The sequence below is a fragment of the Amycolatopsis sp. NPDC041971 genome (assembly GCF_055588925.1).
The window spans coordinates 470,615-495,959 of sequence record NZ_JBVJCE010000002.1; the positions used below are offsets into that span (position 1 = coordinate 470,615).

The window sequence follows — 25,345 nt, forward strand, 5'->3', positions numbered from 1 at the left end:
CTCGTCCGGGCGGGGTGGCCTCGGTAGCCGGGAATGCGAGGGGTAGGTCATAGACTTGGGCTATGACCACACCCGACCTGGACTCCTTGCGCCTGCTGGTGCTCGTGGACGAGCTCGGCAGTATCGGGCAGGCCGCCGCCAGTCTCGGGATCGCGCAGCCGTCGGCGAGCAAACGCCTGTCCACCGTCGAGCGACGGCTGGGGCTGGTGCTGGTCGACCGTACGCGGCGCGGCTCCGCGCTCACTCCCGACGGCCGGGTCATCGCGGGCTGGGCGCATCGCGTGCTGTCCGAACTCGATGGTCTGCTCGACGGCGCCGAAGCGCTGCGCACCCAGCACGAGGCACATCTGCGGGTCGCCGCGAGCATGACGCTGGCCGAGTATCTGGTGCCGGGCTGGATCGGCGAGCTCAAACGCGGCGACCCCGGGCTGTACCTCGGCCTGGAGGTCACCAACTCCGACCAGGCCGCCGAACTGGCGCGGGAGGGCAAGGTCGATCTCGGGTTCGTCGAGTCGCCCGGCGCGTTGCCCGGCCTGTCTTCCCGGCGGGTGGCCACCGATCGCCTGGTCCTGGTCGTGCCCGGAAGTCATCCGTGGGCGCGCAAACGCCGTCCGCTGACCGCGGCCGAACTGGCGCTCACGCCGCTCGTGGTCCGCGAACCCGGTTCCGGGACCAGGGAGACCGTGGACGCCGCGCTGCGCAAGGCCGGTGTCGGACCGGCGAAACCGTTGCTGGAACTGGGTTCCGCCTCCGCGGTCCGCAACGCGGTGATCGCGGGCGCCGGACCGGCGGTGATCAGTGAACTCGCCAGCACCAGGGACGTCGCCGACCGCAGGCTCGTCCCGGTCGCGGTCGACGGTGTCGATTTCGGCCGGGAACTGCGCGCGGTGTGGCCCGCCGGGCGACGGCTCGCCGGTCCGGCGGCGGCGCTGCTGAGCATCGCGGTCCGGAGTGCGAAATCCCGATGAGTCCTTTCGTGTTTCTCCGTGGACGCGCGTGATACCGAATCCGCCATCGGCGCGATACCGGCGATAGGGCGAATCGACGTCGATTTCCGGAAATAGGTGCGGACCACCATTGCCGGTGGTCCGATGAAAGCGTAATGGTGAACTCCGGGTAACAGGCTGGATGCGTCCGGAACACTGAATCTTCGCGGCGGATTTCGCGTTTCCCGGGTCGGCATTCCGCCATCCGGTTCTTGTGACCGGAAAACCTACCGTCGAGTATTGACGGGAAGCCGCGACTGCGTTTGAGTACGCCCGGTGACCAAGTCACTCTCCCGTGAAAAGTCCACTTTGGACAGGACCGGGGACGGAACCCGCCGGCAGCCACTTTCTCCCGGCTGCCGGCCGACACCGCCGGCCTGGCGGTTGAACTGTTCGCCGCCAGGTCGGCGCCTCGGATCCCCGCGGCGCCCCGAGCGAGCCGCACGGGACCGGCGGCGTTCCGCCCCCCAGGTGGTGATCGCCGACCAGCAGTCCGTCGCCGACGACCTCGGCCCGCCGTGGGATCGGGCTCGACCCGGCGGTGCCGGCCGTGTCCGACCGTCATCGCCGATTCGGGCGGGCCGTGGGGCCGGTGGGGGACACGGTGCTCGTGGTGCCAAGGTGCTGGATGATCCGGGGCATCGGCCAGCCGCGGAAAAGGTGGCCGCTCGTTCCGGGGAGCGGGCGGCCGCCGATCACCTGGAGGCTTTACTCCTCCAGCTCTTGAAAAGCCCGCGTGTAGGGACTCTCCTGGAGGGGTACCAGCTTTTCGAAGGTGTGTCCTCATGCTGGGAGTCGCCATGGCCGCGGTGAAGACATCGCCCCGACCGGACGCCGTCCGCTTCGGCGCGCGGAACCGGGCGCCCAAGGGCAGTGTGGTCCTCAACATCATCCGCACCACCGATCACAAGACGATCGGCCTGCTCTACCTCGCCACCTCGTTCGGATTCTTCGTCGTCGGCGGGTTCATGGCGCTGCTGATGCGCGGCGAACTGGGCAGGCCGGGAATGCAGTTCCTGTCGCAGGAGCAGTACAACCAGCTGTTCACCATGCACGGCCTCATCATGCTGTTGCTGTACGCGACACCGAACCTCTTCGCCTTCGCCAACTACATCCTGCCGCTGCAGATCGGCTCCCCGGACGTCGCCTTCCCGAGGCTGAACGCGTTCTCCTACTGGCTTTATCTCTTCGGCGGGCTGATGGCGCTCAGTTCGTTCCTCACCCCGGGGGGCGCGCCCGACTTCGGCTGGACGATGTACACCCCGTTGTCCAACGCCGCGCACACCCCGGGCGTGGGCGCCGATCTGGTGATCATGGGCCTGATCGTCTCCGGACTCGGGACGATCCTTGGCGCGGTCAACATGGTCACCACGATCCTTTGCCTGCGCGCGCCGGGGATGACCATGTGGCGGCTGCCGTTGTTCACCTGGAACATCCTGTTCACCACGATCCTGATCCTGGCGGTCTTCCCGATCCTCACCGCGGCGCTGTTCGGCCTGATGGCGGACAGAAGGCTCGGCGCGCACGTCTTCGATCCGGCCAACGGCGGGGCGATCCTGTTCCAGCACCTGTTCTGGTTCTTCGGCCATCCCGAGGTGTACATCGTCGCGCTGCCGTATTTCGGCATCATCACCGAGATCGTCCCGGTGTTCAGCCGGAAACCGCTGTTCGGTTACAGACTCATGGTGTTCGCGACCATCGCGATCACCGCGCTGTCCTTCGCCGTGTGGGCGCACCACATGTTCGCCACCGGTGCGGTGCTGCTGCCGTTCTTCTCCATCATGACCTTCCTCATCGCGGTGCCGACCGGGATCAAGTTCTTCAACTGGATCGGCACCATGTGGAAAGGGCAGCTCACCTTCGAGTCACCGATGCTGTGGTCGATCGGGTTCATGGTGACGTTCCTGCTCGGCGGGCTGACCGGGATCATCCTCGCCGCGCCACCGCTGGACTTCCACATCCACGACACCTATTTCGTGGTGGCGCACTTCCACTACGTGCTGTTCGGCACCATCGTGTTCGCCACCTTCGCCGGGATTTACTTCTGGTTCCCCAAGATGACCGGGCGAATGCTCGACGAGCGGCTCGCGAAGCTCCATTTCTGGACCACTTTCATCGGCTTCCACACGACGTTCCTCGTCCAGCACTGGCTCGGCAACCAAGGAATGCCACGCCGTTACGCCGACTACCTGAGTACCGACGGTTTCACCTTGCTGCACACCATTTCCACGATCGGCGCGTTCCTGCTCGGCGCGTCGGTGCTGCCGTTCGTCTGGAACGTCGTGCGCAGCTACCGGTTCGGGGAGGTCGTCGAAGTCGACGACCCGTGGGGACACGGGAACTCCCTGGAATGGGCGACCACCTGTCCTCCACCCCGGCACAACTTCTTCGACCTGCCGAGGATCCGGTCCGAACGGCCCGCGTTCGAACTCCACTATCCCCACATGATCCCCCGGCTGCGCGCCGAGGGGCACACCACCCCGTTCCAGCGCCGAGATCAGCCGACCCCGTCGGAACTGGCGGCGGACAAGGTGCTGAAGGACGACACCGCCTGACCGAGGGAATGAGGTACCGCGCATGATCCCCATGAACGTCGAAGGGATGGCAGTCCTGGCTCCGGAAGCGGCACCGGTGATGTTGCTGCGGGAGCGGAAAGGCGAACGCCGCTGGCTGGCGATCACGATCGGCGGCCCCGAGGCGAGCGCGGTGGCCCTCGCGCAGGAGAAGATCCGGCTGCCCCGGCCCGGCACGATCGAACTGATCGGCCAGGTGGTCGAATCGTTCGGGCACCGGGTCACCGGTGTCCAGGTCACCGCGCTGCGGGACGGCATCTTCTTCGCCGACCTGGTGCTCGATTCCGGTATCCGCGTCTCGGCCCGGCCGAGCGACGCGGTCGCGATCGGCTTGCGGGCCGGGGTCGGGATCGAGGTGGCGGACGCGGTGCTCGAGGTCGCCTCGGTGCGGGTCGAGATCATGGGATCCGGGCCCGACGCGGAACTGCCGTCGGTGTCGCCGGATCCGGTCGCGCAGGAGCGGGAGGTCGAGGAGTTCCGGGCGGCGCTGGACAAGATCGTCCCCGAGGACTTCGGGGAGCCGCCGCCCGCTGACTAGACCTCCGGAAACGCTATGAACGGACCGTTCCTTGCAAATTTTGCAAGGAACGGTCCGTTCATAGCGCGTTAGGGGGCGAGTACTACTTCTTCGCCAGGCCCTGTTCGATCGCCTCGATGATGCGCGGCCGCATTTCGGCCGCGCTGATGATCGCGTCCACCGAGCCGACCTTCACCGCGCGCTCGATGCTGTGCACGCCGTCGAACTCGGCCGCGACCGCGCCCAGCTTCTCGGACCGCACCGACGACTGGAGTTCGGCCAGTTCCGCGGCCAGCGCGGCGCGTTCGGCACCGGCCGCCCCGCTGAGCTTCTCGGTGAGCGACCGCACCCGCGGGTCGGCCGCCGTCCGCGCGTTGACCTCACCCGAGAACACGACCGCCGCGGCGGGCGCGCCACCGAGCACGGAGGCGAACGAACCTTCCAGCGCCAGCACCGTCATGTTCGGGTTCAGCGCCTTCGAGAAGACGACGAACGCGCCGCCGTGGTATCGCGAGATCACGGTGAACACGATCGGGCCTTCGAAGTTGACGATCGCCCGGCCGATCTCCGCGCCGTACTCCAGCTGCAGTTTCCGCATCGACTCCGGCGAACCGTCGAAACCGGACAGGTTCGCCAGCACCACGAGCGGCCGGTTTCCGCTGGCCGCGTTGATCGCCCGCGCCGCCTTCTTCGACGACCGCGGGAACAGCGTGCCCGCGGTGTAGGTGTCCGGTCCGTCGGTGGGCGGGAAGCCGCGGCGCGGCACCGAACGCGACTCGATCCCGAGCAGGCACACCGGCCGCCCGCCGAGGTGCACGTCCTGCACGGCCGCGGTCTCCGCGTCCGCCATCCCCGGCCAGCGCTCCAGCACCGGGTGGTCTTGATCCGACAGCGCGCGCATCACGGTGCGGATGTCGAACGGCTTCTTGCGGTCCGGGTTGGACTCCCGCGAGAAGATCTGGCCGACCGTGGTGAAGTCGCTGTCGACGACCGCGTGCGGGAACGACGAGATGTCGCGGTCGATCGGGTCGTTCGTGACCGCCTTGCGGGGACCGGATTCGCCCGGCGCCACGTAGGTGTGGTCGTAGTGCGACATCAGCACGTCCCGCGCCGCGGCGAGGTTCGGCGCCCAGTACTGCGCCTGGCCGTTCGGGCCCATGACACGGTCGTAGCCGCCGATGCCGAAGTTGTCCTCCGCCGAGACGCCACCGGAGAAGTCGAGCGACTGCTTGCCGGTCAGCACCATCGCGGAATCCGGCGTCATCACCAGGATTCCCTTGGTGTGCATGAGCATCGTCGCTTCGGCGTTCCAGTACGGCTGAGCACCGACGTTGATCCCGGCGACCACGATGTTGATCTCGCCGCCGTTCTGGGTGAAGTGCACGATCCGCTTGAGCGCGGCCGCGACCCAGTCCATGTTCTCGGTGCCGGACTCCATCGAGATCCGGGCGCCCGCCGAGAGCGCGTACCACTCCAGCGGGGTCCCCAGTCGTTCGGCGAGATCCAGCGCCGCGATCACCCGCGAGCACTCCGGCTCCGACAGCGCGCCGAGCGCCTTCGTCGGGTCGCCCAGCAGCACCACGCGCTGGACGCCCTCGGGGTACCGCTCGGTCGGCGTGGTGACCACACCGGCGACGATCGCCGCCTTGTTGCGCCCCTTCTTGCGGTCGACCGGGACGAGAGTATTCGTGTCGTCCATGTCGTACTCGGTGAACGAGCCGAGCATCTCGGTCAGCTCGTACGGGTACACCGTGTCGCGGCGGCGGGCACGCAGGACGTTCTGGCGGTAGTCGTCGAGCGGGAGGATCGGCTCGGTGACGGGCTCGGACACCGACATCTGCACGCCGCCGCTGACGTCGTAGCCGATCCGCACGGCGACCTCGTTGACTTCGCCGGTCGCGCGGTCACGCTGCCTGCCGAGGAACTGGACCTCTTCGAGACCCGCGCCGGCCGTCGACGGCTGCACACGCTGCGCGACCGTGTCCAGCTCCTCGCCGGTGAGTTCGCTGGTCGGCCACACGTACAGCATGATCCGGTTGGTGTCGAAACGTTTCCTCGGCGGAAGCTTCGCCTGCACCCCGCGGATAGCGTCGAGGCAGCCCGCCAGCGTGCCCTCGACCGCGGGCAGGGCCAGCAGCTTGCCGTCGTTGTCCCGCAACGGGGTCAGGTCACGGACCTGGGCGAGCGCGACCAGCCGCTGATCCGACGGGTTCATCGGTGAGACGCACTTGAACAGGTAGACGTCCTCGTCGCCGGAGGGCAGCCGCGTGAGGTCGAAGTTCGCCAGCCGCTGCAACTGCATCCGCTGCGCGATCAGCGGGTGCAGGCCGCGGATCAGCCGTTCTTCGCTGAACCCGGTCGAGGACGGGCGGAAGGTGAAGTGGTGGTGCGTCACCGCGCCGCCGTGACCGGCGACCGTGGTGGTGATCCGCCGGACGCGGCTGGGCAGCGACCCGGCCATGAGGACCTCGCGCAGACCGGCCGCCATCGTGTCGTCGTCGGCCGACTCGTCGTCCCACGTGAGGTAGAGGTCCGCCTCGACGTCGGTGTCGGCGGGCAGCTTCGCGGCGAGATCGGCGACCGCCTCGATCGCCCCGGGCAGCCCGGCGCGGTCGACGGCGGTGGTCGCCATGTGGAACCGCTCGTTCTCGTCGGTGTAGTCACCGGTGACGAACGTGCAGCCGCCGACGGTGACCTGCTGGACACCGGTGAGCGCGCGGTTGCCGTAATAGCGGCGGCTCAGCACTTCCAGCAGCGGGGTGTGATCCGTGCCGGGGCGGCCGATCCGCTGCCCGAGCAGGCGTACCAGCGGTTGCGCGCTGGCCAGCATGCTCGCGATCCGTTCGGCGCGGTCCGGCGAATCCGGCTGCCGGTCGAGGTGAGTCAGGTGTTTGCGGACCTCGCTGTACACCTCGGCACGGGTGCGGCGGAGCAGCGGCTGAGCGAACCAGCGGAACACCACGCTGCGCGCCAGGTCGCCGACCACCGGGAAACGGAGCTGAGTGGCGGCGATGAGCGCCTCCAGCGCCTTGCCCGCCGGCTCGCGCATCGACTCGAACGGCTGCGGCTCGGTGAGCCACTGCCGCAGCAGGGCGGTGACGATCGCGACGTCGGACGAGGTCCGCTGCTGGGCGAGGAAGATGCGGAAGACCGCTTCCTCCAGTTCCGGCGTCCGCTCCAGATCCTCGATGCCGTAGTGCCCCAGCACCTTCTTGAGCTTGTTCTGGAACGACTCCGACAGTCCGGCGCGCTCGACGTCGAGGCTCTGCAGATAGGCGTGGAAGAACTCGCGGGAGCTGTGCACCCGGGTGTCCGTCTTCACCTCTTCGCGCGCCGGCTTGTTGCGCATCAACTCGGACAGGTCGGCGAACACGGTCAGCAGTTCGACCTCGCCCTCCAGCGGGCGGTCGCCGTTGTCCTCCAGCTCGGCACGGGCGGCCAGGTACGCGCTGAGCGTGCGGCGTTCGTCGTGCGGGTCGACGTCGAAGCCGAGCAGGAGACTGCGCAGATCCTGCTGGCCCCGCGTGATCCGCTGCGCCGCCGACGTGCCGTCCGGCTCCACGGGCAGCTCGATCTCGACACCGCCGGTGTCCTCGGCGACCTCTTCGCCTTCTTCCGCCAGCGGCTCGAGCCGCAGCAGCGGAGCACCGGTCTCGACCTGACTGCCGACCGAGACGACGCACTCACGCAGCTTCGCGCGGAACGGCGCGCGCAGCACCGTCTCCATCTTCATGCTTTCCAGCACCAGCACGGGTGCACCGGCCTCGACCTCCGCCCCGACCTCCAGCGGCGTCGCGACGACGAGCGCGGGCGCGGGGGAGCGGACGACGCCGCCCTCGTCGCGGCTGACGCGGTGGGTGACGCCGTCGATCTCGACCAGGTGGATCGGCCCGTGCGTGCCGGTGACCAGGCGGAACCGGGTGCCGTTGACGGTGATCCGGCCGGTGTGCTCGTCGAAACGGTCGACCTCGACGTCGGCGGCGTGGACGTCTCCGCCGCCCGCCCAGATGCCGACGCGGAACCGGCGGTGGCCGACCCTGGCCACGCTCACGCGGTACGCGGCGCCACGCAGTTTGAGGTCGAGCGGACGACCGCTCTCGTGCTGCACCTGCGGGCGGCCGCCGTGCGCGGTGGAGAGAAGCCGTTGGCGCTCAACGGCTTCCTCATCCTCGTAGGCCTCGATCGCGGCGGCAGCGAGCGCGATCGCGGAATGGCGATGCGTGACCAGTTTGCCTTCGCCGCGAACCCGGTCGATCCAGCCGGTGTCGGCGGAGCCGTCGATCACCTCGGACTGATCCAGCAGGTCGAGGACGAAACTCTTGTTGGTCGCGCCGCCCTCGATGATGACCGTGGTCTGCGCCATCGCGCGGCGCAGCCGGCCGAGCGCCTCGTCGCGGTCGCGGCCGTAGGCGATGATCTTCGCGATCATCGAGTCGAAGTCGGCCGGGATCGTGTCGCCTTCGCTGACCCCGGTGTCGACCCGGATACCGGGGCCGGCGGGCAGGTCCAAACGCGCGATGCGGCCGGGCGACGGCGCGAAGTCGCGATCCGGGTCCTCGGCGTTGAGCCGCGCCTCGACGGCGTGACCGGACTCGGCGGGCTGGGTGCCTTCGAGCTTGCCGCCGGCGGCGACGTGCAACTGGGCCTTGACCAGGTCCATGCCGGTGGTCAGCTCGGTGATCGGGTGCTCGACCTGAAGGCGGGTGTTGACCTCGAGGAACGCGAACAGCTTGTCGCCGGGGTGGTAGAGGAACTCGACCGTCCCGGCGCCGCGGTAGCCGACCGCGAGCGCGAGCCGCTCGGCGGACCGCTTGAGCTCGCCGGCCTGCTCGGCGTTCAGCACCGGGGAGGCGGACTCCTCGATGATCTTCTGGTTGCGGCGCTGCACCGAACAGTCGCGGACGCCGAGCGCCCACGCGGTGCCCTGGCCGTCGGCGATGACCTGGACCTCGACATGCCGGGCGCCGGTGACCAGGCGCTCCAGGAACACGACGCCGCTGCCGAAAGCGCGCTCGGCCTCGAGGCTGGTGCGCTCGTAGGCGTCCTCGAGCTCGTCGGCGGAGGTGATGACGCGGATGCCACGGCCGCCACCGCCCGCGGTCGCCTTGAGCATCAGCGGGTAGCCGATCTCGTCGGCCGCCTTGATGGCGGCGTCGAGATCCGCGACGGCGCCGCGGCTCCACGGCGCCACCGGCACACCGACCTCCTCGGCGATCAGCTTCGCGCCGATCTTGTCGCCGAGCTTGCGCATCGCGTCCGCGCTCGGCCCGATGAAGGTGACGCCCAGCCGCTCACACAACTCGGCGAAGGCCGGATCCTCGGCCACGAACCCCCAACCGACCCAGGCCGCGTCGGCCCCGGTCTCGGTCAGCGCCCGCTCCAGCACGGCGAAGTCCAGATACGGACGCGCCGACGCCGGACCGAGATTGTGGCTGATGTCGGCTTCCCGCACGAACGTCGCCGACCGGTCCGCGTCCGTGTAGAGCGCGACGGTCTCGATCCGCCGTCCGGTCTCCGCCGAAAGCTCGCGGACGGCGTGGATGAGCCGCATCGCGGCTTCTCCGCGGTTGACGATGGCGACACGACTGAACACCGACTGAGCCTCCCAAATACCTGACACAACAGCTGACCGTCCCGCCGGATCACGCGCGGGACAGTCTCCTGGACCTGTCTAACAGCCTGCCTCTTACCGGCCGGTACGAGAATGTCGTCGGTGGCGCATGCCGAGGGCCGCGTCTTGTAGGAACCCGCCAAAAAGTGGCCTGGAACACCTCCCCGAGGGGCCTGATGACGTCATGAAGTGGACAACTGGGTTCGGCTTGGTGGCAGGGGTTCGCGAGGTGTCATCCGGTGTTCACGCCGGTTTCATCGACCGGGTTCTTGTCGCTTGGTCGGTGAGGGATGGGTGTGGTCGGTTTCGGCGATGGCTGGGAATCATGGTGGGCTCCGGATCGGGCAGTGGTCGCTGTTGGAATCGCGGCGGCACGGGAAGGCGCGGTGGTGGGATGGCTCGGTCGCCGGTATGGGCCAAGGCACGCTTGCTTGAGGGAGTCGTGGTCGTTTTCCGGCGACGCCCCAGAGGGCCGTTGGTTCCTCAGGCCGAGAAGCTGGCGTGGCATCGTGGTGGGCCCGGGGCGGGACGCGCTTGTCCAAAGGAGCCGTGTCGTTTTCCGGCGACGCCCAGGAGTTCTGTCGGGGCGAAGGAAGCGACGGCCCGGTGGCAGCGGCGGGTCATCTTCGTGGGCGGCGACGCTTACCTGAGAAGCCATTGGCGTTCCGGCGACGCCCTAGGAACGGTTCCAAGGGGTCAAGGGCGCGGCGCGGGAGACGGGTCACTGTCGGGGGTAGCGACGCCAGCCCGAGGAAGCCGTTGCCGTTTTCCGTCCACAGTTCAGAACGGTGGTGGTTCTTCGGCCACGCGGGGTTCGTGCGGGGGCGGTGGTGAGCTGTCGTGGGTTTGTCTTGTCGGTGTGGTGACCGTGAGGGTGCCGTCCGAGGCGAGCCGGTAGGTCCAACCGGGTTCGTCTTTGAGCCGGTGGTCGCGGCGGCAGAGGTCGATCAGCTCGTCGGCGTTGGTGTGGCCGCCGAACTGCCCATGGCACCACATGGTCGAGATCGCGGGCCTGAGCGGGACGCCGGCAGCCGGGTCTTCGGCACTCACGGTCTCGTACCCGCGACGAACTCACCCATCCCCCGCCGTGGGCCGGTACCGGTCCCGGCCCAAATCCAGCACCTGCCCCGACAAGGGGTCGATGACGATCCGCCGCAACACCGTGCCCGGCCCGCTGGTGATCTGCCGGGCCAGCGACGCCGGGATGTGCCCGTGCCCGGCCAGTGCCACCGGATCGTCGTTGACACCGAGGTAGGTGGCCAGGTCCATGGAGAGGAACACCTCACACCGTTCACCCTTCCCGCCCTGACCGCCGAGCAACAGATCCAGGGCGACATCCGCACGCAACTGCTCCAGGGTGCGGGGTTCATCACCGGTCTTGAGCGCCCGTGCTTCCCGGTCGATCCGCGTGTAGGCGGCGTTCACTTTCTCCACCGGCCCGTCCTCCACTCCGATCGAGGCCACCCCCGCCTCCCCTGGGCGCACCGTGAGGCGACGGTCGCTCGATAACGCTCAGCCCGACGAGAACCACCCTCACGATCGGCCATCATCGCCGCGTGATTCGCCGCCTTCCGGATCTGCCCCGAGTTCCTGCCCTCCAACCGGTCTTCCAGTACCGCGTCCACGGCCCGCGCGTCCTCATCCGAGAGCCACGACGTCGCCGCGGCGACCTTCATCGCCCCGAAACCCTCCACCAGCCCCCGGTCCATCAACCCCAACGTCCGCGGCAACCGCGTAGCCAACGCCTCCGCGGTAGAAACCAAGGTACCCGCGTGACGGTCCACAACAGACAACGCGAACGCCACCTCCTGCACCACACTGGACGCGCCCTCGCGATGACAGCTCAATTGCGCGATAGCCCGAACCGGACCGCCTCCAACCGCGCGATCCCCGCCGACGCCGCCACCGCGATAACCACAGCATCCTTATCCCCCAACAACTTCAACGAACCATTGACCTCCTCCAGCACATCCGACTCGATGATTTCCTTGAGTAGCACCACAATGGCGTTGCGTGTGTCCACACGCAGAACGTACAACCGACCACCGACAGTTTTCGATCTCGTGGGCACCATGGGCGTTGCCGATTTTTGGTAACGGGAAGGATCGGTAGTCGTGTCGCGAGTCTCTGGTCCGTTGTCGTGAATGGCAGCCTCGTGACATCCGGCTCACGGGTGCCACGGAATTGCCGTTTTCCGGCAACGGCGCAAAACTGGCTCAGTAGTAGTGTCGCAAGTCGCCTCAAAGCGAAGATCAAGGCTGTGAAGTCCCGGCACATAAGGAAATCCTCGCCCCTTGCTTGTCGTTCTCCACCTCGAACCCGTTGTCGTGAACGGCGACCTCGCGACATCCGGTGAACCATGCCGGAAGACACGGACCCACGACGACCACGAGACCGGCAGCCCGTAGTTCCGCGTGAAGAGAGTGCTGCTCGGCAGGATTCGAGACCAGATGCGTCATGCCTACAAGCTGATCGAGGCGGGCGACTACCTCGGCGCCGCCGCCGAGATCGATCCGCCGCGCACGCCGCCGAGGTGCTCGCCCGCGCTATCGCCGATCTGGACGCCGAGCGTTCGGAAAGATGGCTCAGAGTCGTCGCCGCCGCCCGGAGGCGGTTCGCCGACCAGGCCCGGGTGCGGGCGTCGGAAACCACCCTGGCCCTCGCCGCTTAACGGGAAGCACCGGGTTTCCCACTCCGGGCCGCCCTTCGATCGAGCTGGGAGGGGCCGATGATCGGGCTCCACTGTCGCAGCGCGTTGACCGTCACTCCAGGGGTCGCGTAATACGGGTCGGACGCCAGGATCTCGTCGATCTCGGCGCTGTCGGCGCGGAACACGAGCAACGCCCCGGAATCGTCGTGCCACGGCCCGGCCATGACGAGCCGCCCGGCGGCGTGGAGCTCCGTCAGCCGTTCGCGATGGGCCGGCCGGGCGGTCAGCCGGCGGGGATCTTCGTCGAACGTCAAATCCAGTACGTACATGTCGTGACCGTAGGACGGTCCGCGCCGTCGGCGCTGTATCGGACGATACTGCCGTTCATGAGCGATCTGGGCGCACTCTCGGCGGTCCCGCTGTTCGCGGGGCTCGATGCGGAACGTCTGCGGCGGGTCGCGGCCCGATCGCGTGTCGAGGTCGTCGAAGCCGATCGTGTCGTGGCCATGCGCGGTGAGCCGGCGACCCGGCTGATCGTGGTCGAGAGCGGCACGGTGACCGCCGCCCGCGAAACGGCCGACGGACGGCGGCTGAGGCTCGGTGAGTTCCCGGCGCCGTGCGCGGTGGACAAGGTCGCCGTGCTGGACACCGGCGCGTATACCGCCACGTGGTCGGCGGCGACCCGGGCACGGCTGCGCTTCGTGCCCGCGCGTGAGTTCCTGGCCATCGTCGACGATCTCCCGCGCGTCCGTCGCCATGTTCTCGCCCATCTGGCCCGTGACGTTCGCGACCTGCAGGACGAACTGATGCGGGCCAGCTTCGCCGATGTCACCACCCGTGTCGCGGCGTGGCTGACGCGCGCGGCGGGCCGGTCCGGGACCACGGTCGTGCTGCCGGGCGCGCAGCACGGGCTGGCCGAGGCGATCGGGGCCACCCGGGTCTCGGTCAACCGCGCCCTGCGCGCGCTGGCCGCCGAAGGCCTGATCAGCGTCGGACCGGGTTTCGTGAGAGTCCTCGCGCCTGAACTTCTCGCCTGCCGGGCCGTTTGATGCGAACATATGTTCTATGACGCCCGAGGGTCCCATCCTGCACGCCGACCTGGACTCGTTCTACGCGTCGGTCGAGCAGCGTGACGACCCGAGCCTGCGCGGACGTCCGGTCATCGTCGGTGGCGGCGTCGTCCTGGCGGCCAGTTACGAGGCCAAGGCGTACGGCGTCCGCACGGCGATGGGCGGCGGCCAGGCGCGGCGGCTGTGCCCGGACGCGATCGTGGTGCCGCCCCGGATGCGCGCGTATTCGGAGGCGAGCAAGGCGGTCTTCGAGGTCTTCGGCAACACGACGCCGCTGGTGGAGGGCATCTCGATCGACGAGGCGTTCCTCGACGTCGGCGGGCTGCTGAAGATCGCGGGCACGCCGAGCCGGATCGCCGCGAAACTGCGGAAGGACGTCCTGGAGCAGGTCGGCCTGCCGATCACCGTCGGCGTGGCGAGGACGAAGTTCCTCGCGAAGGTGGCCAGCGGTGTCGCGAAACCCGACGGTCTCCTCGTCGTGCCGCACGACAAGGAATTGGAGTTTCTGCACCCGCTCCCGGTCGAGCGGCTGTGGGGCGTTGGCAAGGTGACCGCGCAGAAGCTTCGCGAGCGCGGGGTGACGACCGTCGGGCAGATGGAGGGGTTCGGGGAGAAGGAACTCGTCCGGATGCTCGGCCGCGGCGTCGGCACCCATCTGCACGCCCTGTCCCACAACGACGACCCCCGGCGGGTGCGGACCGGCCGTCGTCGTCGCTCGATCGGGGCGCAGCGCGCGCTCGGCGGCAGGCCGCGCTCGCCCGCGGAACTCGACGCGACGCTGCTGACACTGGCCGATCGCCTGTCCCGTCGTCTGCGTTCGGCGCACCGGGTGTGCCGCACCGTCGTGCTGCGGATGCGGTTCGGTGATTTCACCAGGGCGACGCGTTCGCACACCCTGCCGGAGGCGACCGAACAGACCGGCGCGATCGTCGCGGCGGGCCGTGGACTGCTCGCCGCGGCGAGACCGCTGATCGACGAACGCGGCCTCACGTTGATCGGGCTCGCGCTCACGAACCTGTCGAAGGACGACGCGATCCAGCTGGCCTTGCCGTTCGAAGCGAAACCGAGGGACGCGCTCGATGCGACTCTCGACACCGTCCGGGACCGCTTCGGCTCGAAGTCCATCACGCGCGCGGTGCATCTCGGGCAGGCCGAGGAGCCGTGGGTGCCGCTCCTGCCGGACTGAGCCCCGTCGCTAGGGTGTCCCGGTGGCGGAAGTCGAGATCTACACCGACGGTGCGTGCAGCGGGAATCCCGGTCCCGGCGGCTGGGGCGCGGTGCTGCGGTACGGCACGGTCGAGAAGGAGATCTACGGCGGGGATCCCGGGCCGACCACGAACAACCGGATGGAACTGACCGCGCCCATCGAGGCGCTGGAAAGCCTGAAGCGCCGGGTCGCGGTCGACATCTACACCGACAGCACCTACGTCCGGAACGGCATCACCAGCTGGGTGCGGAACTGGAAGAACAACGGCTGGATGACCTCGGCCAAGACGCCGGTCAAGAACGCCGATCTGTGGCGCCGTCTCGACGAAGCCGCTTCGAAGCACGACGTCGAATGGCACTGGGTCAAGGGCCATGCCGGGCATCCGGAGAACGAGCGAGCGGATCGGCTCGCCGTCAAAGGCGTGGAAGAGGTCGTGGGACGACCCGTCATCCAGCCCGGCGAGCGGTCCGCACGGCCTAGCAGCTGACGTTGACCTTCGCGCCCTTGGCGAAGGAGACGTGCACGTGGTCCAGGTGGTTGGCGGTCGCGCCGCCGCGGTCCTCCATGGTGTCCCAGCCGCTGCCGTCGTTGTAGCGCTGGCGCCAGATGACGTAGGCGACGCCGAAGTCCTTCTGGTTGGCCAACAGGTATTCGGCGATGGCGTTGCCGGTGGCGGTGTCCACCATGAAGTCCAGCGCGAGGCCGGAGGGGTGGTCGCTGGCGTTCGCCCGGCCGGCGACGCCGCCGACGTTCTTGACGCCGAACTTCGCCTTGACGTGGTTGCCGACCTGGGCCACGTGCGGTTTCGTACCGGCGAGGTCGGTCGAACACGCCGTCGCGGCGGGCACGATCTTCTTGACCGGGGCGGGGGCCTTGGTCGACGTCGTCGGCTTCGGGGGAGCCGAGGAGGTCGACGGAGGCGGCGGCGTCGTGCTGGAGGGCGGGGTGCTGCTGGTCGACGGCGGGGGAGTCACACTGGAGGCCGGGGGAGCCTGCAGTGCGAGTGCGGCACTGGCCGCTTCGACGTCAGGGGCACCCGCGGTGGTCAGCCACATCGACGCCGGGAGCGCCGTGGCGACCGCTGCCGCGATACCCGCGGGGAGTTTCCACTGCGGAGCCTTGCTCTTGCGATGTCTGCCGGCCATTTCTCTGATCACTCACCACTTCGGGGACGGGAACTCGCGTCGGGGGCCGCGAGCTCCGGGCAACATTACGAAAAGGACACGGCAATGTCACGCCCGAGTGTGTTCGCCCACAGTTACTCTGATCGTTGAACCGAAAGAGACTCACAGCCGTACAGACACAAGAAGTGCTTTTATGTGAGCACCGTGAGTGACGAATTCAGTCCGCTTTGCAGGATTGGTAGTACATCCCCCCGTCCGGGGAGGTCACGTTCACTCCCGGGGAGCTCGGAGCCCGCGTGGCCGCCGCCGAGGCCGCGATCGTGGTGCACACCAGCTGGTTGATGGCCTGGGTGGACAGTTTTCGCATACTGAACGGCAGCACGATGGCGGTCGGGTCGCTCGAGTACACCTCGACCCTCCCCACCTCCGCCGGGATGAACGTGGTGAGTCCCTGCGCGGCTTCCCGCTCCGTCGGTCCCTCCAGCAGCAACGTGAGCGCGCCTTCGGGTGAGATGAAGCCTTCGGTGGGCCGCGTCACCGGGATGACCCGGCCGTCGGAGACGAAGTACAGCGTCAGACCGTTGACGACGTTCGGTCCTGCGGTGGCGCGGATCGACGGCCCCGGCCCGGCGGGGACGACGCCGGTCGGCTGGACGCCGCAGGCCGCCACCAGCGCCATGGCCATGAGCGCGGGCAGCGCCTGTATTCCCCTCATCGCGTCCCTCCTTCGGTCCGGTGCGGCAGCCGCAGGACGAACCGGGCGCCGTGCCCGGTGTTGGCGGCGATGAGGTCACCGCCGTGCAGGCGGGCGTTCTCCAGCGCGATCGCCAGTCCCAGCCCGCTGCCCTCGGAGCGGGCGCGGGCGGTGTCGGCCTTGGTGAACCGGTCGAACACATGCGGCAGGACCTCGGGATCGATCCCCGGCCCGTGATCGTCGACCTCCAGGGTGACGGCGTCGTCGCCGGCGCGCAGGCGGACTTCGACCGGGGCCGCGCCGTGCCGGAACGCGTTGCCGACGAGGTTGGCCACGATCAGGTCGAGCCGCCGCCGGTCGACGCGGGCGAAAACGCCTTCCGGCAGGTCGGTGCTCAGATCGTCGCCGTCGCGCCAGCCGCGGGCGTCGAGGCTGTCCCGGATCGCCGTCGCGAGATCCCATTCGTCGAGCACGAGTTCGGCGCGGCCGGCGTCGAACCGGGAGATCTCGACCAGGTCCTGGACGAGCCGCGTCAGCCTGCGGGTCTCGCCCGAGACCAGCCGCGCCGCGACGGCGGTGTCCGGCGGCAGTGTCTCCGCGTCCTCGTCCAGCACGTCGGTGACCGCGTTCATCGCCGCGAGCGGCGTGCGGAGTTCGTGCGAGACGTCGGCCACGAACCGGCGGGCGTCGGCCTCCATGGCTCTCAGCTCGCCGACCGTGCGTTCCAGTTCGGCGGCGGTGTTGTTGAAGGTGGTGACCAGTTCGGCCAGCTCGTCGGATCCCTTGGCGGGCAGCCGGACGTCGAGCCTGCCTTCGCCGAGCTGGGCGGCGGCGGTGTTGAGCGCCCGGACCGGCCGCAGCACCTGTCTCGCCGCGAGCAGGGCGAGGGCGGCGGCCAGCGGCAGCACGAGCGCGGCCGTCTGCCAGGCGGATCTCGCGAGTTCTTCGATGGCCTGTTGCTGCTGGACGAGTGAGGTGAGCGAGTACACCTCGACGCCGCTGGGCACCATCACCCCGTTCGGCTGCCGCACCAGCACCGGCAGGCCGACCAGGAGTTTGGGGAGAGGGGCGCGGTCCACCCGCTGGAACTGGATCAGGGTGTTGTTCGCGATGCTCTGCCGCAGCTCGGGGGAGAATGTGGTCAGATCGGGGCCGTTGACCGACCGCAGGTTCCGGTAGACCGCGACCGCGTTGAGCCGCAGGCTTCCCGCGAAGTCGTTGAGCTGCTCCTGAGTCGGCGGCGTGGACAACGGGCGGCTGTAGGCGCTGACCCGGTCCTTCAGCTGGTCCATCGCCGCGTCCTGGACGGATTTGAGGATCGCGTTCCTCGCCGAGACGTAACTCGCGCCCGCCGCGGCCGCCGCTCCGATGATCGTCATCGCCGCGAAGGCCAGGATGAGCCGGGGCCGCAGCCCGGAGAGCAACCTCATGAACGGCCGAACCGGTACCCGAAGCCACGGACGGTCTGGACGTGTTCGGGTTTCGCGGGCACGTCTTCGATCTTCGCGCGCAGCCGCTGGACACAGGCGTCGACCAGCCGCGAGTCGCCGAGATAGTCGTGATCCCAGACGGCGGAGAGGATCTGCTGGCGGCTGTAGACCTGTCCTGGCGTGCGCGAGAGCTCCAGCAGCAGTTTCAGCTCGGTCGGGGTGAGCGAGACCGGCTCGCCGTTCTTGGTGACCAGCAGTCCGGCGCGGTCGATGACCAGACGGCCGTGCCGTTCCCCGCCGGGATCGCCCTCGTTCGCGGGCTTCTCGCTCACCGCGCGCCGCAGCACCGCCCGGATCCGGGCGTCGAGCACGCGGGGCTCGATCGGCTTGGTCACGTAGTCGTCGGCCCCGGCTTCCAGGCCTGCCACGATGTCGAAGTCGTCGCTGCGGGCGGTGAGCATGATGATCGGCACCTCACCCGCCGAGCGGATGCGGCGACAGGTCTCGAAGCCGTCGATCCCGGGGAGCATCAGGTCCAGCACGACGATGTCGGGCTGGAATACCCGCAGTTTCTCCAGCCCGAGTTCACCGCTCTCGGCGGCGTGGACGGTATGCGCCTGCCGGCGCAGCGCGAGTTCCAGCCCCTCCCGGACGGACGCGTCGTCTTCGATCAAAAGCACACGTGCCACGTCGCCATTATTCGGATATCGCCGCGTGTGTGCGACCCGGCCCGATCTTGTAGCAGAACCATGACATTGTCCGGACCTCCCGGCTAAACGGCGTGGGGACAGTGAGACGCATGGCCCTACTCACCCACGAAGCGAAGCCGACCCCCGCCCACCGTCCGCTGCCGGGACGGCACGCCGAGACCAGGCGCACCCTGTCCAGGGCCGTGTTCCAGCTCGCCACCGGGCTGGGACTCGCCGCCGCGTTCGTCGTGACCTACGTGCTCTTCGTGCACACGTCGGCCGGGCAGCTCGCGGAAAACGGCGTCGTCCGCAGCGCGCAGTCCGGCCGGTGGTCCACCATGGACTGGGCGGGACCGCTGCGCGACCAGGACATGGTGCTCGTCATCGGCACCGCCGGGATCGTGCTCGTCGTACTGGCCTTGGTCCGGCGCAAACCCGGCCTCCTGATCCCCGCGCTGAGCGTGCTCGTGCTCCCGCTCGTCGCCGCGCAGTTGCTCAAGCTCTACGTCCTCGTCCGCCCCGAACTGCCCGACGGCGGCCGCGGGCCGGGACACAACAGTTTCCCGAGCGGACACGTCAGCGCCGCCATGGCCATTCTGATGGCACTCGCTTTCGTTCTGCCCCCACGGTTTCGCCCGGTGATCATCGGGATCGGCGGCGTCGCCGTCGCCTGGGTCGCGTCGTCGACCATCGCGCTGGGCTGGCACCGGCTCAGTGATACGGCGGGCGCGTGCCTGCTGGGCGCGTCGTTCGCGTGCCTCCTCGCCGCCTGGCTGACCACCCGGCGCCGGGACCTGTGCCGCACCCCCGCCGCGCTGGTGGCGCTGGCCACGGTGCTGCCCACCGGGATCGTCCTGGTCGGCTTCGCGGTGCTGAGCACGGCGACCGACGGCGCCGCCCAGTTCGTCGCCGCGCTGGTGCTGGCCGCCCTCGCCGCGGTGGGCATCGTGCTGGTCGCGCTGTGGCCGTTGCGCGGATCCGCGTTCGAACGGCGGACCGGCGTGGAGACGCGCGTGGTCGACGGCCTGCTCGAGACTCGCCTCGTGACCCGCCGCTGACGGCGGGTCCTCGAGGTACTCCCGAATGTCACGTATGGGACCGGGTCGGTCCCATACGTGACATCGGCGCGACTCACGTGTCCGGGCACGGGACAAGCGTGCTTGGCGGCGGAACTCGCGTGATTGGAGGGCGAACACGCGTGTTCCGGCTGGGTACACGCTTCTCCCGTCACTCCCGGCGCGAGTCCCCGGCCCGGCTCAACGGTGACGTCGGAGCCCGCGGCGAGGGGGGAACCACGGAAGGCGCCACGACCACCCGGTTCCGCCCGTTCCGTTTCGCCTGGTACATCGCCGAGTCGGCCGCACGGAAGAGCTCGCCGTAGTCCGTCGAGTGCTCGGGCGAGAGGCCGACCCCGATGGACACGGTGCAGCCGTGGATCGGGCCCACCGCGCGGGGTTCGTTGGTGGCGTGCCCGCTGGCTAGTTCGGTCAGGCCGGTGATGGCGGTCTTCGCGACGGCTTCCCGGATCCGCTCGGCGATCCGGATCGCCTCCTCGCGGGTGGTGTCCGGCAGCAGTACCGAGAACTCCTCGCCGCCCCACCGCCCGACGACGTCGGTGGCGCGGGTGTTCTGCCGCAGCACGGCGCTGACGCAGCCGAGCACGATGTCGCCGCCGGAATGCCCGTACTTGTCGTTCCACTGTTTGAAATGGTCGAGGTCCAGCAGCAGGAACGCGGTCGGCCGCCGTTCGGTCTGGTCCTCGAGCAGCCGCAGCGCGGCCGGGGCGTGGAAGGAGGCCTCGGTCAGCAGCCCGGTCTTCCGGTCACGCTGGCTGCGCGCGATCGTGTCCGCCAGCGCCTGCGAGAGGCGGGTCGAGCGCAGCGCGACACCGATCATCACCAGCGGCACCAGTGCGATGTTGACCGCGCCGAGGATCGTGGTGCACGCGGCGAGTTGCAGCGCGTAGACGAAGTCCGCGTTGTCGGTCCAGCTGCCGATCAGCTTCTGCCGCCGCCAGCCGCCCCACGCCAGGCCGCGCGCGATGCTGATCAGGAGGGTTTGCGACGCGAAGTACCAGAGCGCGGCGCCCACCAGGGAGACGGCGGCCAGCACGATGTCCTCGGTCCGCTGGGGGAGCGTGCCCGATTCGAGCCAGGCGTGCAGCGACGTCAGTTCGGTGATCGCGTGCACGCCGAGGATGGACACGGCGTGCGCGGCGGTGGTGAAGAGGAACGTCGTCATCGCCTTGTGCGCGATGGAGTAGCGCTGCACGCGCACCATCAGCAGCAGCAGGAGCGACAACGTGGGCGGCAGCAGGACGGCCGCGCTCCCCAGCCAGACGGCGGTCTGGTCGATGTGCTCGCCGCGCCGGTCGTCGGCGCGGCGCTGTTCCTCGGGATGCTGCGTCTGGACGAGGTACCAGATCGTGCAGCCCGCGATCACGCCGAAACGGACGAGGTCCGTGGTCGTGGTGGTGGCACCCTGATGCGCTGTCAGTGCCCAGAGGGCGACCGCGAGCTCGGTGCCGAGCATCCAGAAGACCGCCGCGGGCGGCAGGCGCCACAGTTCCCATCCCGCCGGATGCCGCAGGGTGTTCCAGGCGCGGCCACGCAGCCGCCAGACGCGGGCCGCGGCGAGGCCGACGGTGTCGGCGAAATACCGGAGCGAACCGCGCGGGCGCTCCGAGACCGGGTCACGGTCGTGCTCGGCGAACTCGCTGACGAGGGTCACCTCCATCCGTCACACACCGCACCCGCTCGATCTTGCTGGGTCACCAGGAGGGGTGACAGGGGGACCGCGTTGACGATCGCGTGAGACAGGCCGATGACTGCGTTCGCCGGACGCGCTACCGCCACAAGCTGGCATGGTGACTCGTATGCCTGATGCCGCATACGACGACGCCGCGGTCCCCGTGATGTTCGGCCCGGACTTCGACAGGGATCCCTCGCCCGCTTACGAATGGCTCCGGGCGAACGCCCCGGCGTTCCGGCTCCCGCTCCCCGGCGACACCTGGACCTGGCTGCTGACCCGGCACGCGGACGTCGTTTCCGCGATGGCCGATCCCCGGTTGTCCAAATGCCCGTCCGTCGCGGCGGAACACTGGCGCACGGCCAATCTGGGCCTGCCCGCCGATCACCGGCCGTCGCTCATCGGGCATATGAACAACTTCGAGGGCGAGGAGCACGCGCGGCTGCGCAAGGCCTGTGCCGGCGCGTTCGGCCCGCGGCGGCTGCAGCACATGCGCGACCGCACGCATCGGCTCGCGAACGAACTGCTGGACCCGATCCTGGAACGGGGTGAGGGCGACCTCGTCGAGGATTTCGCGTACCCACTGGGAATCCGGTCGATCTGCGAGCTGATCGGCATCCCGGGCACCCTGCTGGACGAGGTCCGCCCGCCGGCGCTGGTGGTCGCCGCCGGCGACGTCACCGACATGGCGTCGATGCTCAAGGCGACCGACGATCTGGACGCGTTGCTCGCCGACGTCGTCGCCCGCAAACGCGCCGAACCCGGGGCGGACCTGATCAGCGACCTGCTCGCCCAGGAAGCTGTCGGGAAGCTGACCGACGACGAAGTCGCCGCGACGGCGTTCCTCTCCTTGATCGCCGGGCACGAGACGACGATCAGTCTCATCGCCTCCACCGCGCTGACCCTCATCACACATCCGGAGGACGCGGCCCGCGCCCGCGCCGACGGTTCGTATCTGACGCTCGTCATCGAGGAGGTCCTGCGCCGCGACACCCCGCTGCAGAACACCAGCTGGCGTTTCGTCACCGAGCCGATGGAACTCGCCGGGCAGCGGATGGAGGCGGGCGACCCGATCCTGTTGTCGTTGCTGGCGGCCAATCGCGATCCGGAGGTCCATCCCGAGCCGCTCGCCTTCCGCCCGGGTGAGCGGCCGGTGCGGCACGTGGCGTTCGGCGTCGGCCCGCATATCTGCATCGGCGCCGCGCTCGCGCGCATGCAGGCGTCGGCGGCCTTGGAGACGTTGTTCGGCCGCGCACCGTCGATGACGCTGACCGTGCCGGAGGACCGGCTCGTGTGGTGGCCGAGCGCGATCACCCGCGGCCTGCACAACCTGCCGGTGACTCTGGGTCCGAGCTGAGGGGGACCATGCCCGCGTGACATGCGGAAAGCCCCCGCAGCCCGCTTTAAACCGCGCCTTCGAGGCGGCCCCGCAGCACGCTCGCCTTCCGGTCGTCGAGATCCATGACGAGCTGGAGCGCGTCGCGCCAGGCGGTCATGGCCTCATCGGTCCGTCCCCGCGCGGCCAGCGCGCAGCCGCGTTCGTCGAGCGCGTCGGCCTGCCCCCAGACGTCGCCGCAGTTCCGGTAGGCGGTCAGGGCCTGTTCGCAGTACGCGAGCGCCTGGTCCAGATCGCCGAACCGGCGGCTGGTCCTGGCGAGCGGCACCAGCGCGAAACCCATGCCGTGCTGGTCCGCGTCCTTCGCGTACGCCTCGAAGGCGCGAAGGCCGTGGTCCAGGGAAGGCTCCCGTTCGCCGAGATCGCGGTAGGCGCGGCCGAGGTGGACCCGCGCGGTCGCTTCGCCGAGCCGGTAGCCGATCCGCGCGTTCACCTCCACGCTCTTTTCGGCCAGCCGCACGGCTTCGGCGTAGTCCTCGCGCTCGTGCGCGATGTTCCCCAGCCCGACCAGCGCCCAGCCCAGGCTCGGGCTCTCGCCGATCTCACCGGAGATCTCGACGGCCTGGCCGAACAGTTCGTGCGCGCGGTCGAGGTCGCCGCGCCGCCGGTGGGCCTCGGCGAGGTTGATCGCCGACCACGCCAGCCCACCGAGGTCGTCGCCCGCCTTCGCGGACTCGATCGCGACCTCGTGGCTGGAGATCCACGTCTGCCACGGCCTGCCGAGCAGGTGGTAGTCGAACAGTTCCACCGGCAGCCGCCAGCCGATCTCGTACAACCCGTGGTCCAGCGCCAGCCGGGCGACGCCGGTGATGCTCGGCATCTCCGCCGCGCACCAGATGTAGGCCTCGTCGAACGTGGCGAACCGGAGCGGCTCGACGCCTTCGGGTGCGGGGCCGAGGTCGATGTGGTGGTCCCGGGCCGGGGTCAGCGTCCAGCTCGCCGCGTTGGCCGTGTGGAGGTACCAGTGGGTCAGCCGGGAGACCGCCGCCTGCCGCTCGTCCCGCCATTGCCCGGCGGCGGCCTCTTCGGCGGCGTATACGCGGAGCAGATCGTGGAAGCGGTAGTACTGCGCGCCGATCTGCTGGACGAGATGGGCCTGCACGAGTTTGTCGAGAAGCCTTCGCGCGTCGTGTCCGGGCAGCCCGGCGAGCGCGGCGGCCGCGCTCGCGGCGAACCGGGGGCCTGGATGGAGGCCGAGCAGCCGGAACATGCGGGCGGTGTCGGCCTCCAGTGCGCGGTAGGACCAGCTGAAGGCGGCCCTGACACCGACGGCGTCGTCGTCGACCGCGAGCAGTTCCAGCCGTCGCCCCTCGGCGACGAGTTCACGGGCCAGGTCGCCGACACTCTGATGTGGATGCGTGGCGACCCGTTCGGCGGCGATGTTCACCGCGAGCGGCAGTGCCGCGCACAACCGGACGAGCCTGCCGACACCTTCGGGATCGCCCGCCGCGCGTTCTTCGCCGATGAGGTCGGCCATGAGCCGTGTCGCCTCGAGTTCTTCCAGCGGCTCCAAGGAAACCTGGACCGCGCCGCTGCCGACGACCAGTCCGGACAACCGCCGCCTGCTGGTGATCAGCACGGTGGTGTCCGGGGTGCCGGGCAGCACCAGCCGAACCTGGTGCGAGTCGAGGGCGTTGTCCAGTACGACGAGCGTGCGCTGGCCGCGCAACAGACCGCGCAGCAGCGCGAGCCGCATGTGCTCCTCGGCGGGGATGCGGTCGGGGCGGACACCGAGGCACCGCAGCAGGTCGTCGAGGATGTCGGCGGGTTGCGCGGGAGAGCCCGCCGCGTAACCGCGCAGATCCGACCAGAGGACGCTGTCGAACTCCTCCTGGCGCCGGTTCGCCCAATGCAGCACGAGCGCGGTCTTCCCGACGCCGGGCGGCCCGGCGACGAAGACCACCTTGGCCGCTTCGGTGAACACTTTTTGGTCGAGCAGGGCGAAATGCTCCGCACGGCCGACGAAATGACCCGGCGGCGGGGGAAGGTGCACATACGGCTCCGCGCGGGCGGCTTCGGCGAGCACGATCAGCGTCCCGTCCGCTCCCAGCGCGCGATCGCAGGCTTCGGCGAATTCCGCGCTCGGCGGGGTGAGGCCGCGTTCGACCCGGCTGATCAGACTTTTGTCGACGTAGGCGAGTTTCTGGAGATCGCGCAGCGCCAGTCCACTGGCCTGCCTCCGCTGCCGCAGTGCGCGCCCGAACATCAGCGCGGCCGTCGAAACCGGTCTCGGTTCCGCGCGTGCTTTCCCGGTCTCACCGGATCTGGCGGAGCCGGAATTCTCGGTCACCAGAAGCACCTTTCTCCCCGCTTCGCGGCAGATCGTGCCACAACCTTCCCATTGCCCGGGTCACAACACGGACACCGGGTGTGCCCAGGTGCGAAGACAGCCCGCAAACTGAGTGAGAACGCGCCCGCTCCCCACCGGTGCGCCAGTCGAAAGGGAGGTGGATCATGCGCGACCGCGAAATGTGAGCAGGCCCTGTTCCGCCTTGCGAACGACCGGGCGAGTACTGATCTCCTCGGAAACCGGTCGTGGGGGGGGGGGGGGGGGGGGGGGGGGGGGGGGGGGGGGGGGATGGGGGGGGGGGGGGGGGGGGGGGGGGGGGGGTTGTCTCTTTCTTCTACTTCTTGTAGTCGGCGGGCGTGG

21 protein-coding genes are annotated in these 25,345 nt (G+C 69.3%); 9 read left to right on the top strand and 12 right to left on the bottom strand.

The genetic code is table 11. From position 1 onward, the window contains the following. Window positions 1-62: 62 nt before the first annotated feature. The 3 genes from ACZ6DT_RS07255 to ACZ6DT_RS07265 all read left to right on the top strand — a co-directional run bounded on the left by ACZ6DT_RS07255 (window position 63) and on the right by ACZ6DT_RS07265 (window position 4,097). Window positions 63-968, top strand: coding sequence for a LysR family transcriptional regulator (locus tag ACZ6DT_RS07255; RefSeq protein WP_465589996.1), 906 nt, complete (start codon window positions 63-65; stop codon window positions 966-968). An 803-nt stretch (window positions 969-1,771) separates the two neighbouring features. Further along, window positions 1,772-3,541: an aa3-type cytochrome oxidase subunit I gene (ctaD, locus tag ACZ6DT_RS07260; protein ID WP_465589999.1), complete on the top strand. Its 1,770-nt coding sequence runs from the start codon at window positions 1,772-1,774 to the stop codon at window positions 3,539-3,541. A 22-nt stretch (window positions 3,542-3,563) separates the two neighbouring features. After that, a complete protein-coding gene (locus ACZ6DT_RS07265) occupies window positions 3,564-4,097 on the top strand; it encodes a bifunctional nuclease family protein (protein WP_465590001.1) in 534 nt (177 codons plus the stop codon). 82 nt (window positions 4,098-4,179) lie between these two features. Here the strand turns inward: ACZ6DT_RS07265 and ACZ6DT_RS07270 are convergent, their stop codons facing one another. The 5 genes from ACZ6DT_RS07270 to ACZ6DT_RS07290 form a co-directional block, all read right to left on the bottom strand. Continuing rightward, window positions 4,180-9,669 (bottom strand): ATP-binding protein, encoded by a 5,490-nt coding sequence (locus ACZ6DT_RS07270; protein ID WP_465590004.1) that lies wholly within the window; start codon window positions 9,667-9,669, stop codon window positions 4,180-4,182. 798 nt (window positions 9,670-10,467) lie between these two features. Then, window positions 10,468-10,737: a hypothetical protein gene (locus ACZ6DT_RS07275; protein ID WP_465590007.1), complete on the bottom strand. Its 270-nt coding sequence runs from the start codon at window positions 10,735-10,737 to the stop codon at window positions 10,468-10,470. Between the two features lie 21 nt (window positions 10,738-10,758). Next, window positions 10,759-11,151: a hypothetical protein gene (locus tag ACZ6DT_RS07280; protein WP_465590601.1), complete on the bottom strand. Its 393-nt coding sequence runs from the start codon at window positions 11,149-11,151 to the stop codon at window positions 10,759-10,761. Further along, window positions 11,109-11,504, bottom strand: a complete 396-nt coding sequence (locus ACZ6DT_RS07285) for a DUF222 domain-containing protein (protein ID WP_465590010.1) — start codon at window positions 11,502-11,504, stop codon at window positions 11,109-11,111. Before ACZ6DT_RS07285 ends, ACZ6DT_RS07280 begins: the two co-directional genes overlap by 43 nt. Before the next feature lie 26 nt (window positions 11,505-11,530). Then, window positions 11,531-11,710 carry a hypothetical protein gene (locus tag ACZ6DT_RS07290; protein WP_465590013.1) on the bottom strand — a complete coding sequence of 60 codons (180 nt, stop codon included), beginning with the start codon at window positions 11,708-11,710 and terminating at the stop codon, window positions 11,531-11,533. Window positions 11,711-12,220: 510 nt separating this feature from the next. Here ACZ6DT_RS07290 and ACZ6DT_RS07295 point away from each other — a divergent pair. Beyond that, window positions 12,221-12,358, top strand: coding sequence for a hypothetical protein (locus tag ACZ6DT_RS07295; RefSeq protein WP_465590016.1), 138 nt, complete (start codon window positions 12,221-12,223; stop codon window positions 12,356-12,358). Here the strand turns inward: ACZ6DT_RS07295 and ACZ6DT_RS07300 are convergent. Further along, a complete protein-coding gene (locus tag ACZ6DT_RS07300) occupies window positions 12,355-12,666 on the bottom strand; it encodes a YciI family protein (protein ID WP_465590019.1) in 312 nt (103 codons plus the stop codon). The two genes, ACZ6DT_RS07295 and ACZ6DT_RS07300, sit on opposite strands and share 4 nt — an antisense overlap. Before the next feature lie 57 nt (window positions 12,667-12,723). On the opposite strand from ACZ6DT_RS07300, the gene ACZ6DT_RS07305 reads away from it, so the two are divergent. From ACZ6DT_RS07305 to rnhA, 3 genes are read left to right on the top strand one after another with little or no spacing between them, the layout of a single operon-like run. Continuing rightward, a complete protein-coding gene (locus tag ACZ6DT_RS07305; RefSeq protein WP_465590022.1) occupies window positions 12,724-13,386 on the top strand; it encodes a Crp/Fnr family transcriptional regulator in 663 nt (220 codons plus the stop codon). 16 nt (window positions 13,387-13,402) lie between these two features. Next, window positions 13,403-14,593 carry a DNA polymerase IV gene (dinB, locus tag ACZ6DT_RS07310; protein WP_465590025.1) on the top strand — a complete coding sequence of 397 codons (1,191 nt, stop codon included), beginning with the start codon at window positions 13,403-13,405 and terminating at the stop codon, window positions 14,591-14,593. A 22-nt stretch (window positions 14,594-14,615) separates the two neighbouring features. Continuing rightward, complete coding sequence (rnhA, locus tag ACZ6DT_RS07315; protein ID WP_465590027.1) at window positions 14,616-15,101, top strand: ribonuclease HI; 486 nt, start codon at window positions 14,616-14,618, stop codon at window positions 15,099-15,101. Here the strand turns inward: rnhA and ACZ6DT_RS07320 are convergent. The 4 genes from ACZ6DT_RS07320 to ACZ6DT_RS07335 form a co-directional block, all read right to left on the bottom strand. Continuing rightward, window positions 15,091-15,759, bottom strand: a complete 669-nt coding sequence (locus tag ACZ6DT_RS07320) for a VldE C-terminal domain-containing protein (protein ID WP_465590030.1) — start codon at window positions 15,757-15,759, stop codon at window positions 15,091-15,093. The two genes, rnhA and ACZ6DT_RS07320, sit on opposite strands and share 11 nt — an antisense overlap. Before the next feature lie 196 nt (window positions 15,760-15,955). Continuing rightward, window positions 15,956-16,453, bottom strand: a complete 498-nt coding sequence (locus ACZ6DT_RS07325) for a GerMN domain-containing protein (protein WP_465590033.1) — start codon at window positions 16,451-16,453, stop codon at window positions 15,956-15,958. Next, window positions 16,450-17,862, bottom strand: coding sequence for an ATP-binding protein (locus tag ACZ6DT_RS07330; protein WP_465590036.1), 1,413 nt, complete (start codon window positions 17,860-17,862; stop codon window positions 16,450-16,452). Before ACZ6DT_RS07330 ends, ACZ6DT_RS07325 begins: the two co-directional genes overlap by 4 nt. Then, on the bottom strand, window positions 17,859-18,551 hold the full coding sequence (locus ACZ6DT_RS07335) for a response regulator (protein ID WP_465590038.1): 693 nt from the start codon (window positions 18,549-18,551) through the stop codon (window positions 17,859-17,861). Before ACZ6DT_RS07335 ends, ACZ6DT_RS07330 begins: the two co-directional genes overlap by 4 nt. 110 nt (window positions 18,552-18,661) lie before the next feature. On the opposite strand from ACZ6DT_RS07335, the gene ACZ6DT_RS07340 reads away from it, so the two are divergent. Continuing rightward, window positions 18,662-19,609, top strand: a complete 948-nt coding sequence (locus ACZ6DT_RS07340) for a phosphatase PAP2 family protein (RefSeq protein WP_465590041.1) — start codon at window positions 18,662-18,664, stop codon at window positions 19,607-19,609. A gap of 169 nt (window positions 19,610-19,778) precedes the next feature. Here ACZ6DT_RS07340 and ACZ6DT_RS07345 read toward each other — a convergent pair whose 3' ends face one another. Further along, window positions 19,779-21,287, bottom strand: coding sequence for a GGDEF domain-containing protein (locus tag ACZ6DT_RS07345; protein WP_465590043.1), 1,509 nt, complete (start codon window positions 21,285-21,287; stop codon window positions 19,779-19,781). Window positions 21,288-21,426: 139 nt separating this feature from the next. Between ACZ6DT_RS07345 and ACZ6DT_RS07350 the strand changes: the two genes are divergently transcribed. Then, a complete protein-coding gene (locus ACZ6DT_RS07350) occupies window positions 21,427-22,656 on the top strand; it encodes a cytochrome P450 family protein (protein ID WP_465590046.1) in 1,230 nt (409 codons plus the stop codon). A gap of 46 nt (window positions 22,657-22,702) precedes the next feature. On the opposite strand, the gene ACZ6DT_RS07355 is transcribed toward ACZ6DT_RS07350, so the two are convergent. Further along, window positions 22,703-24,985 carry a tetratricopeptide repeat protein gene (locus ACZ6DT_RS07355; RefSeq protein ID WP_465590049.1) on the bottom strand — a complete coding sequence of 761 codons (2,283 nt, stop codon included), beginning with the start codon at window positions 24,983-24,985 and terminating at the stop codon, window positions 22,703-22,705. Window positions 24,986-25,345 lie beyond the last annotated feature (360 nt).